The 16645-nt window shown below is 64.7% G+C and carries 10 protein-coding genes; 2 read left to right on the forward strand and 8 right to left on the reverse strand.

The features are described 5' to 3' along the window. Positions 1 to 211 precede the first annotated feature (211 nt). Positions 212 to 1117: a LysR substrate-binding domain-containing protein gene (locus tag VFG49_RS08345; RefSeq protein ID WP_324859359.1), complete on the reverse strand. Its 906-nt coding sequence runs from the start codon at positions 1115 to 1117 to the stop codon at positions 212 to 214. Between the two features lie 97 nt (positions 1118 to 1214). On the opposite strand from VFG49_RS08345, the gene VFG49_RS08350 reads away from it, so the two are divergent. Continuing rightward, positions 1215 to 1490, forward strand: coding sequence for a hypothetical protein (locus VFG49_RS08350; protein WP_324859361.1), 276 nt, complete (start codon positions 1215 to 1217; stop codon positions 1488 to 1490). Here VFG49_RS08350 and VFG49_RS08355 read toward each other — a convergent pair. Next, positions 1459 to 3669: a beta-glucosidase family protein gene (locus VFG49_RS08355; protein ID WP_324859363.1), complete on the reverse strand. Its 2211-nt coding sequence runs from the start codon at positions 3667 to 3669 to the stop codon at positions 1459 to 1461. The two genes, VFG49_RS08350 and VFG49_RS08355, sit on opposite strands and share 32 nt — an antisense overlap. A gap of 130 nt (positions 3670 to 3799) precedes the next feature. Here VFG49_RS08355 and VFG49_RS08360 point away from each other — a divergent pair, with 130 nt between their 5' ends. Beyond that, positions 3800 to 4744 carry an aldo/keto reductase gene (locus VFG49_RS08360; protein WP_324859365.1) on the forward strand — a complete coding sequence of 315 codons (945 nt, stop codon included), beginning with the start codon at positions 3800 to 3802 and terminating at the stop codon, positions 4742 to 4744. Positions 4745 to 4871: 127 nt separating this feature from the next. Here VFG49_RS08360 and VFG49_RS08365 read toward each other — a convergent pair whose 3' ends face one another. The 6 genes from VFG49_RS08365 to VFG49_RS08390 form a co-directional block, all read right to left on the reverse strand. Next, positions 4872 to 5945: a TraB/GumN family protein gene (locus tag VFG49_RS08365; protein ID WP_324859367.1), complete on the reverse strand. Its 1074-nt coding sequence runs from the start codon at positions 5943 to 5945 to the stop codon at positions 4872 to 4874. Between the two features lie 272 nt (positions 5946 to 6217). Then, positions 6218 to 8446: an NADP-dependent isocitrate dehydrogenase gene (locus VFG49_RS08370; RefSeq protein ID WP_324859369.1), complete on the reverse strand. Its 2229-nt coding sequence runs from the start codon at positions 8444 to 8446 to the stop codon at positions 6218 to 6220. A gap of 367 nt (positions 8447 to 8813) precedes the next feature. Further along, on the reverse strand, positions 8814 to 9284 hold the full coding sequence (locus tag VFG49_RS08375; protein WP_324859371.1) for a hypothetical protein: 471 nt from the start codon (positions 9282 to 9284) through the stop codon (positions 8814 to 8816). A gap of 9 nt (positions 9285 to 9293) precedes the next feature. Further along, positions 9294 to 9599, reverse strand: a complete 306-nt coding sequence (locus VFG49_RS08380) for a LysM peptidoglycan-binding domain-containing protein (RefSeq protein ID WP_324859373.1) — start codon at positions 9597 to 9599, stop codon at positions 9294 to 9296. 112 nt (positions 9600 to 9711) lie between these two features. Next, positions 9712 to 12840 (reverse strand): efflux RND transporter permease subunit, encoded by a 3129-nt coding sequence (locus VFG49_RS08385; protein WP_324859432.1) that lies wholly within the window; start codon positions 12838 to 12840, stop codon positions 9712 to 9714. Positions 12841 to 13203: 363 nt separating this feature from the next. Next, positions 13204 to 16440 carry an efflux RND transporter permease subunit gene (locus VFG49_RS08390; protein ID WP_324859375.1) on the reverse strand — a complete coding sequence of 1079 codons (3237 nt, stop codon included), beginning with the start codon at positions 16438 to 16440 and terminating at the stop codon, positions 13204 to 13206. Between the last annotated feature and the right edge of the window lie 205 nt (positions 16441 to 16645).

Here is a 16645-nt window from a genome sequence, read left to right on the forward strand (position 1 = left end):
CCGCATTCGCATGCCATACCCACGTTTTGCCGCGCTTCCCGGCGGCAACCATCGCGCACTGGGTGCGCTCCTACATGCAGTTATGCGTCGCCATTGGTGGCAGAGGACATCGTTGCCTGCGGGCCGGTCGCCCGCATTCGCATGCCATACCCACGTTTTGCCGCGCTTCCCGGCGGCAACCATCGCGCACTGGGTGCGCTCCTACATACAGTTATGCGTTGCCATTGGTGGCAGAGGACATCGCCTCTGAATATTTGTCCGCTTCGCACAACAGCCAGTCGCGAAAGATGCGAAGGCCTGCGTGATCGCGTGCATGCTCGGGATACACGAGGAAATAGGCTTCGGGAATCTGCTGGTAACGCTTGCCCAGCACCTTGAGCAGCCCGGCTTCGACCAACGGTCGCGCCATCACCATGCGGCCCAGCGCCACGCCCATGCCTTCCAGCGCGCCGCGCTGCAAGGCATCGGTGTTGTCGAAATGCGCCACGTAGCGAGCAGGCGGCTGGCTGCCGGACGCAGCGAACCAGTCCTGCCAGCGACCACCGGGGTCGCCAAGCAGCGGCCATTGGCTCAGGTCATTCGGATCGGCGCCCTCCATGCGTTCCAGCAAGGCGGGCGACGCGATGGGCGCAATCCACTCGCCGAACAGTCGTTCGGTGACGAGACCGGGCCAGGGACCGCGTCCATAACGCATGGCGGCATCGACCGGATCGCGCTCGAAATTGACCAGCTCGACGCTCGATTGCAGATTGAGCTCCAGCTCCGGATGCGCCGACACCAGCCGCGCCAGCCGGGGCACCAGCCAGCTCGACATCACGCCGGGAATGGCGCTGAACGTCAGCGCGTTCTCGCGGCGGCAACGAAAGCCGGCCATGGCGCGGTCGATGCCTTCGAAGTGATGGCTCACTGCTTCCATCAGGCGCCGCCCCTCGGCGGTAAGCTGCACGCCGCGCGGGCCCCGTTCGAACAGGCGACGTTCCAGTCGCTGCTCCAGCTGTCGCACCTGGTGGCTGAGCGCGCTGACGGTGAGGTTGGCCTGCTCGGCGGCGCGGGAAAGATTACCCAGACGTGCGACCTGCACGAACTGTTGAAGGAGGTCCAGCGAGACACGGGCCATCTGAAATTCCTTTCAAGGCTGGCTTGCGAATATATCGCTTTTGCAACAGATGCGAGGCACCTATCTTGAGCGCCCTACCAAACGACAGGAGGATGTCATGAGCTCGCTCTGGACCAATCTGTTGTTCCTGCACGGACATATTGCCGACCTGGAGCTTGCCCGCCGGCTGGCCGATATCAGCCCGCCTTCGCTTCCTTCCGGCAAGCGGACGGGAAGCGAGACGGTGCTTCCGGGCTCCCCGCCCCAAACCAACGCACTTGCGCTGGGACAGGCCTTGGTCAACGTCATTCAAAGCAGACAGCCCCAACCGGCGGCGCCGGGGACGGCGCCGCGCAATCCCCTCAAAGGCTGGCGGATGGTAACTGCACGTTGACGGGCGCACCCAGGTCTTCCGAGGAATGCCCCTCGACCACGCTGTACTGGCCACCGCGTATCACCCAGGCATGCCTGCCCGGATCGAAATCGGCGAGCAGGCGACGTTCCAGCGGAATGCTGAGCTCGCGCTGCTCGCCCGGCTTGAGGAACACCTTGGAGTAACCGGCAAGGCGCCGGGCCTTTGCACCCGGCACCTGCACGTAGACCTGCGCCACTTCGGCACCAGCGCGTGCGCCGGTGTTGCGCACGGTGACGGTGGCCTGCACGTTTCCGTTGTCACTGGACACCTTCAACGCGCCATGCTCGAACGTGGTGTAGGAGAGGCCGTAGCCGAACGGAAACAGCGGCTTGATGCCACGCGACTGGAACCAGCGGTAGCCCACGTCGGCGCCGTCGATGTTGTAGTCGACCGACTCCGGCGGCGTACCGCCCATCGTGGCGGGAAGCTCGGGGCGCGGCAGCTGTGACACATCGCGCGGCCAGCTGATCGGCAGACGACCCGACGGGTTGACCTTGCCCGACAACAGATTGGCGATCGCGTTGCCGCCATCGCCGCCGGGATACCAGGTTTCCAGCACGGCGCCGACCTGCTCCAGCCACGGCAGCGCTACCGGGCCGTTGTTTTCCAGCACCACCACGGTGCGGGGATTAGCCTTGGCGACCGCCTCCACCAGCGCGTCTTGCCCGTCGGGCAGCGCGAGATCCGCAGCGTCCACCGATTCGGCCGCCCACTTCTGCACGAACACTACGGCCACCTGCGATTTGGCGGCGAGCGCGGCGGCGGCCGCGACATCATTGCCGTCGGCGTACTGCACGTTGGCTTTCGGCGCCACCGTGCGGATGCCCTTGAGTGGCGGATACGGGTGATACATCACCGGGCCCGGCCAGGTGGTGGGTGCCAGTCCAGGCACGGCGTTGCCGCCCATCGCCGTCACCAGCGAGGAACCGCCGCCGGCAAGCACGCCCTTGTCGGCATGCGCGCCGATCACGGCAACGGATTGGAGCCTGGAAATATCCAGCGGCAGCAGATTGTCCTGGTTGCGCAACAACACCGCGCCGGCTTCCAGTGTTTCGCGTGCCACCGCCAGGTTCGCCTTGCTGTCGATCGGCGCCTTCTTCGCAGGATGCTCGAACAGGCCTGCGGCAAACGCGCTGCGCAGGATGCGCTGCACCATGTCATCGATGCGCGCCTGCTTCACTTCGCCCTTGGCCAGCGCCCGGCGCAGCGGCGCATCGAAATACACTTCCTTGTCGAAGATTTCGCCCGCCGACTCCTGGTCGAGGCCGGCATTCACGGCCTTGGCCGCGCTGTGCACGCCGCCCCAGTCGGACATCACAAAGCCCGGATAAGCCCAGTCGCGCTTGAGCACCTGATTCATCAGGTAGTCGTTCTCACACGCCCAGTCGCCGTTGACCTTGTTGTACGAACACATCACCGAACCGGGCTTGCCGCGCTCGATGGCGATCTCGAACGCGAGCAGGTCCGACTCGCGCATGGCCTTTTCGCTGATCTGCGAGCTGATGGTGTTGCGGCCGGTTTCCTGATCGTTGAGCGCGTAGTGCTTGATGGTGGACACCACGTGCTGGCTTTCGATGCCGCGGATGGTCTCGGCCACGATAGTGCCGGCCAGCAGCGGATCTTCACCCGCGTACTCGAAGTTGCGCCCGTTGCGCGGCTCGCGCATCAAGTTGATGCCGCCCGCCAGCAGGATGTTGAAGCCCTTGTTGTGCGCTTCATTGCCGATCATCGCGCCGCCGCGGAAAGCGACCTTCGGATCCCAGCTCGCCGCGGTGACGGGACCGGCGGGCAACGGCGTGGCGCTGTCACCCGGACGCATGCGCGTGGAACTGGCCACGCCCAGGCCCGCGTCACTTTCCGTCAGCGCGGGAATGCCCAGGCGATCAATTGGCGGCACGTAACCGGCGGAGGCCTGCGCGCCCTTCGGGAACGGCTTGTTGGCAGGACGATCGGGGCCCGCGTAGTAGCTGCGGAGCAACTGGAATTTTTCATCCAGCGTCAATTGCGACACCAGCAGTTTGGCGCGTGCATCCGGCGACAGCGCGGCATCGCTCCACGGACGATTCGCAGGTTGTTGCTGCGCAACCGCCGCGCCCATCCACGTACACAAGCCCATCACGATCGCGCACCGCAGTGCATTCGCAGCCTTGCCCTTCATCCGCATTCCTCCGCTGTTGGCGTTGCCGCGCTCGCCTCGGCATCACGCGGGCGACGCGTATACTCGGGTGTCTCGAATGCCCGAGTATGCACGAAGCACGCCCTCTCTTCATCGAACGCGGAGCACATCCATGTCATTTCGCCCCCTTGGCCGCTCGCCGCTTTCCGTCGCACCACTCGCCTTTGGCGGCAATGTGTTTGGCTGGAGCGTGGACGAGCAGCGCTCGTTCGAACTGCTCGATGCATTCGTCGACGCGGGTTTCAACCTCATCGATACGGCGGACGTCTATTCGGCGTGGGTGCCCGGCAATCGCGGTGGCGAATCGGAAACCATCATCGGCAAATGGCTCAAGCGCAGCGGCAAGCGCGACAAGGTGGTGATCGCCACCAAGGTGGCCAAATGGACGGAGCACCGAGGGCTGTCGCCAGTGAACATCCACCAGGCGGTGGAAGGGTCGCTCAAGCGCCTGCAGACCGATTACATCGACCTCTACCAGGCGCATGAAGACGACGCGAGCGTTCCGCTGCACGAAACACTGGGTGCGTTCGCCACGCTGATCGAGCAGGGCAAGGTGCGCGTGATCGGCGCGTCCAACTACGGCGCCGAGCGCTTCGGCGAAGCGCTGGCCGTCGCCGCGGAACAGGGATTGCCGCGCTACGAAACGCTGCAGCCGGAATACAACCTGATGAGCCGCAAAGGCTACGAGAAAGACCTCGAACCCCTGGTCACCTCGCAGCACATTGGTGTGATCAACTACTACGCGCTGGCCAGCGGCTTCCTCAGCGGCAAGTACCGCAATGAGGACGATCTTGCGAAGAGCGCGGCGCGTGGCGGCTCGGTGCGCAAGTACCTCAACGGCCACGGCCTCGGCGTGCTGGCCGCGCTGGACAAGGTGGCCGGCGACCACGGTGCAACACCGGCGCAGGTAGCGTTGGCGTGGCTGATTGCACGGCCCAGCGTCACGGCACCCATTGCCAGCGCCACAAGCATTCCGCAACTCAAGGAACTGGTTGGTGCGGTGGAGCTGCAGTTGAGCCGGGATGAGATGGCGTTGCTGGATCAGGCGAGCGCGTGAGTGATGGATGGTGGCGGCCGGGATCGCGCACTGGGTGCGCTCCTGCAAGAGCGCGTCACCGTTCCGACGGGTTGCATCGGCTGACGAGCGTTGCTGCAGGAGCGCACCCAGTGCGCGATGGCCAACCTCACGGTTGCGCCGGCGCCGCGGCCTCCGTATCACTGCCGTCGGGGGCCTCGACCTGGTAGCCCTTCGCCTTGAGCCGGGCGATCAGGCCTTTCGGTGACAACACGTCCTCCATCGGCAACATGGCGAAGGTTTGCGCGTTGGCGTTGAGTGCCTGTTCGGCCGCATCCATCCACATGCCTTCGGCCTTCTGCTTCACGTCGCTGAAACCCAGCTGTTTGGCGAAGCCCGCTTCCGTGACGGCGGCGATGCACGCCTCGCGCTGGTCGTTCATCGGCAGGCTGCGCAGCAGGTCGATGTCTCCCGTCGCCCAGGCATTGGCGCGCTCGGTGATGCGGCCCATGTCGCGCTCCACCGTATCCAGCGTGCGGCCGAAGCATTCGCGGTCATCCATGGGCGACGACTTGAACGTCTTCACCGCATCCCGCGGCTGGTCGACCAGCATGGTGTAGCGCGCGGTCACGAACTTCACGTTGTGCTTCTTGGCGAGGTCGCGCACGGTGTCCTTCACGCCACCGGAGGCGGTCATGCCGTGGCGCTTGATCGCCTTGTCGTAGAGTTCCACCGCCGCGAATATCGGACGCCATTCTTCAATGCCGCGATCGCTGCCGATGTATTGCTGCTTGAGCGTCAGCCAGCGCGCGTAGTCGGGCGCGGGCACCAGCTGCTGCAGCTTCTGCCCGTCGGGGTTCTTGCGCGCACCAATCAGCGACGGCAGCAGGAACAGCTTGCCGAAGAAGTTGGTCTTGGGCTTGAGCGCGATCGAAGGCGGACCAAGCACTTCCTGCGAACTGGCGATGGTCTGCTCCACGTCGCCCGCCTTCCATTGCATGCGATCGGGCAGCGGCGACAAAGTGCCCAAGACCCACATCACGTGGTCGCCCTTGCTGACGCGCCACAAGCCCGGGCCCGGCTGCTCGCCGCTGACCGTCACTGCCTCCAGGTTGGTGACCTGCGACGACGATGCGGCCGCTGGGGCTGGTGCCTGCTGCGCGTGGGCTGGGGCACCAAGCGCTAGAGCGAGCGGGGCTACCAGCCAGTGGCGGGACAGCGAAGGGACGACCTTTCGGTTCATCGCAACGGATTCCTGTGCTGAAGGCCGCATTGTGACCGCTTACGCGTGAAGGCAGTTCCGCGCAGCCGCTTGCCGTTCAGTGAACGTGTTGCGTGGCATCCCGCCATCGCGACTGCAGGAACGCATCCAGTGCGCGACGATCCCACGAAGCAGCAACCCTGATGCCCTGCGGTCGCGCACAGGGTGCGCTCCCACATCAACATCCAGACGGCCAGTGCAAAGAAGACCGCTTGCGCGGCCTTCCTTGCAACCCGATCAAAGCTTCCAGTCCATCAACCCAGCGTCGCCAGCGCGTCGTTGAGTGTCTTGCTCGGACGCATGGCCTTGCTCACCAGGTCCAGGTTCGGGTGGTAGTAGCCCTGGATGTCGACGGGCTTGCCTTGGGCCTCGTTCAACTCACCCACGATGACCGTCTCGTTCTCGGTCAACAGCTTGGCCAGCGGTGCGAACTTCGCCTTGAGCTTGGCGTCGTCGCTCTGCTCGGCCAGCGCCTGCGCCCAGTACATGGCGAGGTAGAAGTGGCTGCCGCGGTTGTCCAGCTCACCCACCTTCCGTGCCGGCGACTTGTTGTTGTCGAGGAACTTGCCGGTGGCCTGGTCCAGCGTCCTGGCCAGCACGCGGGCATCGGCGTTGTCGTAGCGGTTGGCCAGGTGCTCCAGCGACGCGGCCAGCGCGAGGAACTCGCCCAGCGAATCCCAACGCAGGCAATCCTCTTCCAGAAACTGCTGCACGTGCTTGGGCGCCGAACCGCCCGCACCCGTCTCGAACAGGCCGCCACCGGCCATCAGCGGCACGATGGAGAGCATCTTGGCGCTGGTGCCCAGCTCCATGATCGGGAACAGGTCGGTGAGGTAGTCGCGCAGCACGTTGCCGGTCACCGAGATGGTGTCCTGGCCCTTGCGGATGCGCTCCAGCGAGAACTTGGTGGCGTCCACCGGCGACAGCGTGCGGATGTCCAGGCCACTGAGGTCGTGGTCCTTGAGGTAACGCTCGACCTTGGCGATCACCTGGCGATCGTGAGCGCGGTTCGCGTCGAGCCAGAACACGGCGGGCGTGTTGCTGAGACGCGCGCGCGTCACGGCAAGCTTCACCCAGTCCTGGATCGGCGCGTCCTTGGTCTGGCACGTGCGCCAGATGTCGCCCGCTTCCACCGGCTGCTCCAGCAGCACGTTGCCGGCCTCGTCGATCACCTTGACCACGCCGTCGGCGGCGATCTGGAAGGTCTTGTCGTGCGAGCCGTATTCCTCGGCGGCCTGCGCCATCAGGCCCACGTTGGGCACGGAGCCCATGGTGGCCGGATCGAACGCGCCATTGGCCTTGCAGTCCTCGATCACCACCTGGTACACGCCGGCGTAGCTGCGATCGGGGATCACCGCCTTGGTGTCCTGCAGCTTGCCTTGCGCATTCCACATGCAACCGGAGTCGCGAATCATCGCGGGCATCGACGCATCGACGATCACGTCGCTGGGCACATGCAGGTTGGTGATGCCCTTGTCCGAGTTCACCATCGCCACGCCCGGGCGCTTGGCGTACTCGGCCTTGATGTCGGCCAGGATCTCGTCCTGCTTGGCCTGCGGCAGCGAACCCAGGCGCGCATACAGGTCGCCGATGCCGTTGTTCGGCTCGAAGCCCACGCCCTTGAGCGCGTCGGCGTGCCTGGTCAGCACGTCCTTGTAGAACTCATTGACGACGATGCCGAACATGATGGGATCGGACACCTTCATCATGGTGGCCTTCAGGTGCAGCGAGAACAGCACGTCTTGCTTCTTGGCGTCCTCGATCTGCGCATCGATGAAGGCAGCCAGCGCCTTGCGGCTCATCACGGCGGCGTCGATGATCTCGCCGTCCTTCAGCGAGGTCTTTTCCTTGAGCACCTTGCTGGTGCCGTCCTTGCCGAACCATTCGATCTTGACGTTGGTGGCCTTGGCGACCACGGCGGATTTTTCGCTGCCGTAGAAGTCACCGCCGTCCATGTGCGCGACGTGCGTCTTCGAGTCCTTGCTCCACGCGCCCATCTTGTGCGGATGCTTGCGTGCGTAGTTCTTCACCGAAAGCGGGGCGCGGCGATCCGAATTGCCTTCGCGCAGCACCGGATTCACCGCGCTGCCCTTCACCTTGTCGTAGCGCGCCTTGATGTTCCACTCGCTGACGTCCTTCGGGTCTTCCGGATAGTCCGGCAGCGCATAGCCCTGGCCCTGCAGTTCCTTGATCGCGCTTTTCAGCTGCGGCATCGAGGCGCTGATGTTGGGCAGTTTGATGATGTTGGCGTCCGGCGTGGTCGCCAGCTGGCCCAGCTCGGCGAGATCGTCGGCGATCTTCTTGTCCTCGGGGAGGATGTCCGGGAACTGGGCGATGATGCGGCCCGACAGCGAGATGTCGCGTGTTTCCACGGCAATGCCGGCGGTGGCGGTGAAGGCCTTGACGATCGGCAGCAGCGACTGCGTGGCGAGGTACGGCGCTTCGTCCGTGAGCGTGTAAATGATCTTCGGCGTGTTCGACATGGTCTGCTAGAGCCTCTCTTGCAACGGCAGTTCGGGATGGGAGCACGCCACCGGCCGGAAAGCCGAGATGGCACGACACCCGCAGTTCTTGTGGCGCCCGGCTTCGCTGAGAAGACCGGACGATGCCCGCGAAATCTTCCCATTGTCGCGTTTTCACCGAACCGGGAAAAGTTGCCGCGGGCCCGCGCCTTGCGGCGCGAAGCAACCAAGCATGGGGACGGAGGTCTGCGAAAACCAGTACGGAAACCGCTACGTACGGCAACGTATGGCAGGCAGTGGCCTGATGCCGCGCAGAATCAGGCAAGCACCGGATAAGGAAAGGGCGCGACATCGCCGCGCCCTTTCGCAGGGGATCATGGCAAGCGGGTTACTTCACCGAGAAGTCCTTGCTCCCCGCGGGCTGCCCGTTCAAAGAGATCTCGACCTTGTAGTTGCCGGCTGGCCAGCCGTCCGGCTTGGTGATCTCGAACGACGTGGTCGCCGGGCCCATCGGGGCGATGGACTTGCTGTCCTCCTTCACCGTCTGGCCATCCTGATAGGTCCATTTGGCGGCAAGGGTCGCCGTGCCGCTGCCGCTGGTGTTCACGGCTGCGTAGATCGGGTCTTTCGGAGTGAAGCTGGTGGTCGCGGTGGTGACCTTCTGGTCCGCACCGACGGCGCTGCCAAGGTCGATGGAAGCGACAGTGACGGCCTCCGGGGCCGCCGGGGCTGCCGCTACGGGCGGCGGGGTGGTGTCCGCGGGTGGCGTGGCCGCTTCTTCCTTCTTGCCACAGCCGCCAAGGGCGAGGCTGGCCGCCAGCGCGAATGCCGTCACAGTGGAAATGCGGTTGAGCTTCATGCGTCCTCCTCAGGCCTTGGCCGGAATTTTCAGGACCTGACCCGGCTTGATCAGGTCAGGATTGCTAAGCTGATCGCGATTGGCGTCGAAGATCTGTTGCCATGCGTTGGCATTGCCATAGACGTGCTTGGCGATCTTGGAAAGGCTGTCACCCGACTGGACCGTGTAGGTCTGCGTCTGGGCAGGTGCGTCGGGCGCGGTCGATACGACCTCGCTCTGCACATTGCTGAAATCGGCCTTGGGCGCGTCGGGCGCCGTGGACTGGACCGTGCTCTGTACGTTTGAGAAGTCAGGCTTGCCCGTTTCGTTGCCCATCGAACGCTCCTCCGTCCCGAAAGGAGCGATCAGTGTTACCGACGGCATGGTTAACGGGCTGTGATCGCTCGCGTGACGGATTCAGCCATCCGATGGCTGCCACCGAACAGGATCAGGACTGTGACAGTGCCTGTTGGGTACGGACGCCGGCACGGCGACGCGCGCGCCATGCCTGGAAGCGGTCGCCCAGGCACGAGAAGATCACATAGAGCGCCGGCGTGCTGAGCAAGGTCAGGCTCTGCGAGATGATCAGGCCACCGATCAGTGCGATACCGAGCGGACGGCGCAGGTCCGAGCCCTCGCCGAGACCGACCGCGATGGGCACCGCGGCGAGAATGGCCACCATGGTGGTCATCATGATCGGGCGGAAGCGCACCATGCACGCCTCGTAGGCAGCCTCCATCGCGCTGAGCCCATGCTCGCGCCGCGCCACCAGCGCGAAGTCGATCATCATGATCGCGTTCTTCTTCACGATGCCGATCAGGAGTACCAAGGCGATCTGTGCAATCACCGAGAGCTCGGTGTCGGTAATCCACAGCGCCAACAACGCACCCACGCCCGCGGCAGGCAAGGTGGACAGGATCGTCACCGGGTGGATCAGGCTCTCGTACAGCATGCCCAACACGATGTAGACCACCACCACGGCGCCGAGCAGCAGCAGCAGCATGCCGCTCTGCGATTGCTGGAAGCGCCGGAAATCACCGCCGATATTGATGCGGATATCGCCCGGCAGGCGCATCTGCCGACCGGTCTGCTGGATGATCTCCAGGGCCTCACCCATGCTCACGTTCGGCGCGAGATTGAAGCTCATGCTCATTACCGTGTACTGGTTTTCATGCGTGATCTGCGTGGGTGCGAGACCGGGCTCCTGACGCGCGAAAGCGGTGAGCGGCACCATCGCGCCACTGTTGCTTTTCACGTAGACCGCGTTGATGGCCGCGGGCGTGGCGGTCTGGTTCGGCAGCGCGTTCACCACCACCTTGTACTGGTTGAGATCGGAATAGATCGTGCTGATCTGGCGCTGGCCGAATGCGTTGTACAACGCACCGTCGATGGTGCCGATACCCACGCCCAGGCGCGCGGCCTTGTCGCGATCGATCACGATGTTCTGCTGCAGGCCGGCATCGTCGATGTCGCTGCCGACATCCTTGAGCTTGGGATTCTTCTTAAGCTCGGCCACCAGCTTGGGCAACCAGGCCTGCAATTCGTCCGGGTTGTCGCCCTGCAGCGAGACCTGATACTGCGCGCCCTGGCTGGAGCCGCCGCCGCCGAAGCTGGGCAGATCCTGGATGGGACGCAGGCGCACGTTGAGGTCGGGATAACGCGCGGCCTTCGCACTCAGTCGCGCCAGCGCGGTGAAGGTGTCGTCCTTGCGACCTTGCGCATGCGTCTTCAGCTCGATATCGAAGGTGCCCGACGCGCCCTGTCGACTGCTGCCCAGGCGCGAACCCACGCGCGCCACATCACGATCCTTCAGCAGCATGTCGATCAGGCGCTGCTGACGGGCCCGCGCATCCTGGAACGACACCGTGGCGCCGGAGGTGGCGCGGCCGCGGATCAGTCCGGTGTCCTGCGCCGGGAACAGGCCCGTCTTCACCACGCCGAACAGGAACACCGTCGCCACGATCAGCACCAGCGGCGTCAGCGAAAATGCCAGCGCGTGCTTGAGCGAAAACTTCAGTGCCCGCGAATAGAGGCCGATCAGGCCGGACTGGAACTTGTCCAGCGCGATGCCGAGCCGCGAAGTCGGCTGCTCCGAATCGTGGCCCGTGAGGAATTGTCCGCACAGGGAACTGGTGAGCGTGAGCGAGACCAGCGCAGACACGATGATCGCCGCCACCAGCGTAATGGTGAATTCCTTGAAGAACAGGCCCGTGATGCCGCCCATGAACAACAGCGGCACGAACACCGCCACCAGCGAGGCGGTGATCGACACGATCGTGAAGCCGATCTCGCGCGCGCCGGTCAATGCGGCATCCATGCGCGTCATGCCCTGGTCGATGTGGCGCACGATGTTCTCGATCACCACGATCGCATCGTCCACCACGAAGCCGATCGCGATCACCAGCGCCAGCAGGGTGAGGTTGTTGAGCGTGAAGCCGAGGACGTACATCACGATCGCCGCGCCGGCGAGCGACAACGGCACGGCGGCGGTCGCGATCAACGTGGGCGCGAGGCGACGCAGGAACAGCGCCATCGTCAGCATCACCATCAGCAGGCTGATCAGCAGCGTGGCCTGCACTTCGTGCAGCGAGGCGCGGATGGTCGGCGTGCCGTCGAAATACGGCGTGAGCGTGGTGCCCGGCTGCAGGTACGCGCGCAACAGCGGCACGGCATCCTTCACGCGGTCCACGGTGCCGATGATGTTCGCCGTGGACTGGCGGTACACATACATCAGGATGGCCGGCTTGCCCTGGAACCATGCGGCCTGGTACGCGTCCTGTGTACCGTCGTACACCTTGGCCACGTCGGAGAGGCGCACGGGCACGCCGCTGTTGGAGGCGATCACCAGGCTGGCGAAGTCATCCGCCGTGTGCAGTGAATCGTTCGCCGTTACCGACATGGTGGTCTTGCCGTCGGAGAGAAAGCCCTGCGGCGAGGTGACATTGGCCGCAGTGAGCGCATTGCGCAGCTGGTCGGGCGAAAGACCGAGCGCGTTCAACTGGCGCAGGTTCACGTCGACACGGATGGCCGGCGTGGCGGCGCCGAGGATGTCCACTTCCGACACGCCTTCGATCTGGCGCAGGCGCTGTGCCAGCAGCGAATCGGCCACGTCGTAAAGGTCGCGTGCGGATTGCGTGTCCGAGGTCAGCGCGAACGCGATGATCGGATCGTCGTTCGGGTTGGCCTTCTGGTAGCTCGGCGGCGCATTGAGGCCGGTGGGCAAATCCGATTGCGCGGCGTTGATGGCCGCCTGCACATCGCGCGCGGCGGCGTCGAGATCACGGCCTGCATTGAACATCAGGAACACGAACGTACTGCCCAGCGAGCTGGACGAACGCATGGTGTCGATGCCCGCGACCTGGCCGAGATGGCGCTCCAGTGGTGCCGCCACGGTGGACGCCATGGTGCCCGCGCTGGCGCCCGCCTGGCTCGCCTGCACGAAGATCACCGGGAACGTCATGTTCGGCAACGCGGCCACGCCCAGCAGCACGTAGCAGATCAGGCCTATCGCGAAAACACCCATGGCCAGCAGTGACGTGCCGATGGGGCGGCGGATGAAGGGACCGGAAATGTTCATGCCATCGACAAGCCAGGAAAGTCGCTCCATTCAAGGAGCCGTTCGGAACGCCACGCGGGCGCAAGGAATGGACGTATATACCGCACAACGTCTACACAACGCATGACGGGGAGTTTGGTTGAACCGAACAGGCTCTTGTGTAGGAGCGCACCCAGTGCGCGATCGGGCTTCGCATCAACGGAGCAACACGGCACTCTAGTGATGATTCAGGTGACTGCATCATCACCCTGTTGGCTTTTCGCGCACTGGGTGCGCTCCTACAGACACAGCCGATCCCGAAAACGCCGAAAGGGGCGCGCCGTGTCGGCCGCGCCCCTCCAGTGATTTCGCAAAGGCCCGGGTTGTCCCGGGCCGGTGTTCGACTCACATCGCTCCCCGTGTCTGGGCCTTGGCGAGTGCGCGCTGTTCGCGGCGCTCGCGTAGCCAGTCGGAGAAACGTTCCATGTAGAGATAGATCACCGGCGTGGTGTACAGCGTCACCAGCTGCGAAAGCAGCAGGCCGCCCACGATGGAGACGCCCAGCGGACGGCGCAGTTCCGCGCCGATGCCATTGCCCAGCGCCAGCGGCAGTGCACCGAGCATGGCCGCCGCGGTGGTCATCATGATCGGGCGGAAGCGCAGCAGGCACGCGCGGCGGATCGCTTCGCGCGGCTTCATTCCGTCGCGCTGCGCCTCGATCGCGAAGTCGATCATCATGATCGCGTTCTTCTTCACGATACCGATCAGGAGCACGATGCCCACGATGCCGTCCACCGACAGGCTCATGCCGCACATGATCAGTGCGAGCAACGCACCGACGCCGGCCGGCGGCAGCGTGGAGATGATGGTCAACGGGTGGATGTAGCTTTCGTACAGCACGCCCAGCACGATGTAGATCACCACGATCGAGGCGATCAGCAGCAGCACTTCGTTGGTCAGCGAGGTGGAGAATTCCGCCGCCTTGCCGACGAACTGGCCACGCACCTGCGGCGGGAAGTTGATGCTCTGCTCCGCTTCATGGATCGCCTTCACCGCTTCGGACAACGAGTAGCCCGGCGCCAGGTTGAAGGAGATCGTCACGGCCGGCAGCTGTTGCTGATGGCTCACCACCAGCGGTGCGCTCGTCACTTCTGCGGTGGCCAGCGAAGCCAGCGGAATGGTGCCGCCCGCGCCGATCACCACGCCGGTGTTGGCCACGCCAAGGCCCGTCGAGGTCGAGGAATTGCTCGACGACACCTGGCCGAAGCTGGTGGCATTGCTGCCGGTCAGCGCGCCGCTGCCGTTGCTCTTCACCGTCAGCTGGTTGAGCAGCGCTGTGCTGGAGCGGAACTGCGGAGCCACTTCCAGCACCACGCGATACTGGTTGAGCTGGGTGAAGATGGTGGAGATCTGGCGCTGGCCGAACGAGTCGTACAGCGTGTCGTCGATGGTCTGCACCGGCACGCCCAGGCGGCTCGCCTTCTCGCGGTCGATGGTGAGCTTGAGCGAGGTGCCCTGGTCGGCGAGGTTGTTGTCCACGTCGGCCAGTTCAGGCAACTCGCGCAGCTTCTGCGTCATCTGCGTGGCGTATTGCGAGAGTTCCGCCGAGCTCACGTCGGACATCGAGTACTGGTACTCGGTGGCGGCCACGCGGCTATCGAGCGTCACGTCCTGCACGGGCTTCAGATACAGCGCTACGCCCGGAATGTCCGCGGCTTCCTGCTGCAGACGCTTGAGCACTTCGTCCAGGCTGTCGCGATCGCCACGGTCCTTCAGCACGATGCTGAGCTGACCCTGGTTGAGCGTGGGATTGATCGAGCCCGCGCCGATGAAGGCCGCCACGCCGGTCACTGCCTTGTCGCGCTGCAGAGCCTCGGCCACGGCCTTGGTGCGCTGCTCCATCTGCGGGAACGCCACGTTCTGGTCGGCAGCCACCACGCCGGTGATCAGGCCGGTGTCCTGCTCAGGCAGCAGGCCCTTGGGAATGATGATGTAGAGGAAGATGGTGACCACGACGGTGGCGCCCGCGATCAGCATGGTGAAACGCTGATGGCCAAGCACCCAGTCGAGCGAGCTTTCGTACACGTGGACCAGGCGCGACCACCAGGTCTTCTTGCCGGCAGCGGCGTGGCGTTCGTGGGCGTCATCACCCTCGGGCAACGCATCGGGCTTGAGCAGGTAGGCGCACATCATCGGCGTCAGCGTCAACGACACCAGCATCGAGATGGCCACCGCGATGGTCAGCACCCACGCGAACTCGTGGAACAGGCGACCGGTAACGCCCGGCATCAGCAGCAGAGGCAGGAACACTGCGATCAGCGACACGGTCAGCGACAGCACCGTGAAGCCGATTTCCTTGGCGCCGACCTCGGCCGCTTCCTTGCCGTCCATGCCCTGCTCGATGTAGCGCACGATGTTTTCGATCATCACGATCGCATCGTCCACCACGAAGCCGGTGGCCACGGTCAGCGCCATCAGCGAGAGGTTGTCCAGCGACATGCCGGTGAAGGCCATCACGCCGAACGTGCCCATCAGCGACAGCGGCACCGCCACCGACGGAATCACCGTGGCCCACAGGCGGCGCAGGAACACGAAGATCACCGCCACCACCAGGCAGATGGTGAGGATCAGCGTGAACTGCACGTCCTCCACCGAGGCGCGGATGGTGATGGTGCGGTCGGCGAAGACATCCAGATGGACGTCCGCCGGCAGCACGGCCTGCAGCTGCGGCAGGATGCTGCGGATCTGCTGCACCGTCTGCACGATGTTCGCGCCCGGCTGGCGACGGATGTCGAGCAGCACGGCGGGCTTGCCATTGGCCCACGCGGCGAGCTGGTCGTTCTCCACGCCGTCGACCACGCTGGCCACGTCGGAGAGGCGCACCGGCGCGTTGTTGCGGTAGGAAATGATGGTGTTCTTGTATTCGGCCGCGTCGACCAGCTGGTCGTTGGTGCCGATGCTGTAGGACTGCGTGGCACCATTGAGCGTGCCCTTGGGCGCGTTCACGTTGGCCTGGGTGAGCGCGCTGCGCACGTCCTCCATGGTCAGGCCAAGGTTCGCAAGCTGCGACGGATTCACCTGCACGCGCACCGCGGGGCGCACGTTGCCGGCGATCGACACCAGGCCCACGCCCTGCACCTGCGACAGCTTCTGCGCCAGGATCGAGTCGGCGTAGTTGTTCACATCGCGCAGCGGCAGGCTGTCGGAGGTGAGCTTGAGCGTCATGATCGGCGCGTCGGCCGGATTCACGCGGTTGTACACCGGCGGATACGGCAGCGTGGCCGGCAAAGTGCCGCGCGCCTGGTTGATGGCCGCCTGCACGTCCTGCGCCGCGATGTCGATGTCACGATCCATCGCGAACTGCAGCACGATGGTGGACAGGCCCGCCGACGAGTCGGAGGTCATCATGGTCAGGCCGGAGATCTGGCCGAAGTTGCGCTCCAGCGGCGTGGTGACCAGCGACGCCATGGTCGATGCGCTGGCACCCGGATACTGCGTGGTGACCACCAGGCTGGGCGCGTCGATTTCGGGCAGCGCGGACACCGGCAGCTGGCGATAACCGAGGATGCCGAGCAGCAGCACCGCCACCATCAGCAGCGAGGTGGCGATCGGTCGGCGAATGAAAAGTGTGGAGAAGCCCATGGGGTCAGCCGTCGATGTGTGTGGCGAGCGCCAATCCCGCGGCGCCTTGTGTTGTTGCTGCAGGGATCAGGAACGATTCCCCGTGAGGGGATGAGTGGCGAGGGCGCACGCGTGCGCCACTCTGCCACCGGGATGAACGACGATCGGCCTGCGTGTCGCGCCTTCGCCATCTGTCCCCTTTCGGGGACCCATCCCTCGTCCCGCG

Source organism: Dyella sp., assembly GCF_035685885.1.
GTDB lineage: Bacteria > Pseudomonadota > Gammaproteobacteria > Xanthomonadales > Rhodanobacteraceae > Dyella.

What these genes read in the sequence shown, in the direction of transcription:
- VFG49_RS08345 (WP_324859359.1), bottom strand. Translation starts at nt 1,117, where the DNA reads ATGGCCCGTGTCTCGCTGGACCTCCTTCAACAGTTCGTGCAGGTCGCA.
- VFG49_RS08350 (WP_324859361.1), top strand. Translation starts at nt 1,215, where the DNA reads ATGAGCTCGCTCTGGACCAATCTGTTGTTCCTGCACGGACATATTGCC.
- VFG49_RS08355 (WP_324859363.1), bottom strand. Translation starts at nt 3,669, where the DNA reads ATGAAGGGCAAGGCTGCGAATGCACTGCGGTGCGCGATCGTGATGGGC.
- VFG49_RS08360 (WP_324859365.1), top strand. Translation starts at nt 3,800, where the DNA reads ATGTCATTTCGCCCCCTTGGCCGCTCGCCGCTTTCCGTCGCACCACTC.
- VFG49_RS08365 (WP_324859367.1), bottom strand. Translation starts at nt 5,945, where the DNA reads ATGAACCGAAAGGTCGTCCCTTCGCTGTCCCGCCACTGGCTGGTAGCC.
- VFG49_RS08370 (WP_324859369.1), bottom strand. Translation starts at nt 8,446, where the DNA reads ATGTCGAACACGCCGAAGATCATTTACACGCTCACGGACGAAGCGCCG.
- VFG49_RS08375 (WP_324859371.1), bottom strand. Translation starts at nt 9,284, where the DNA reads ATGAAGCTCAACCGCATTTCCACTGTGACGGCATTCGCGCTGGCGGCC.
- VFG49_RS08380 (WP_324859373.1), bottom strand. Translation starts at nt 9,599, where the DNA reads ATGGGCAACGAAACGGGCAAGCCTGACTTCTCAAACGTACAGAGCACG.
- VFG49_RS08385 (WP_324859432.1), bottom strand. Translation starts at nt 12,840, where the DNA reads ATGAACATTTCCGGTCCCTTCATCCGCCGCCCCATCGGCACGTCACTG.
- VFG49_RS08390 (WP_324859375.1), bottom strand. Translation starts at nt 16,440, where the DNA reads ATGGGCTTCTCCACACTTTTCATTCGCCGACCGATCGCCACCTCGCTG.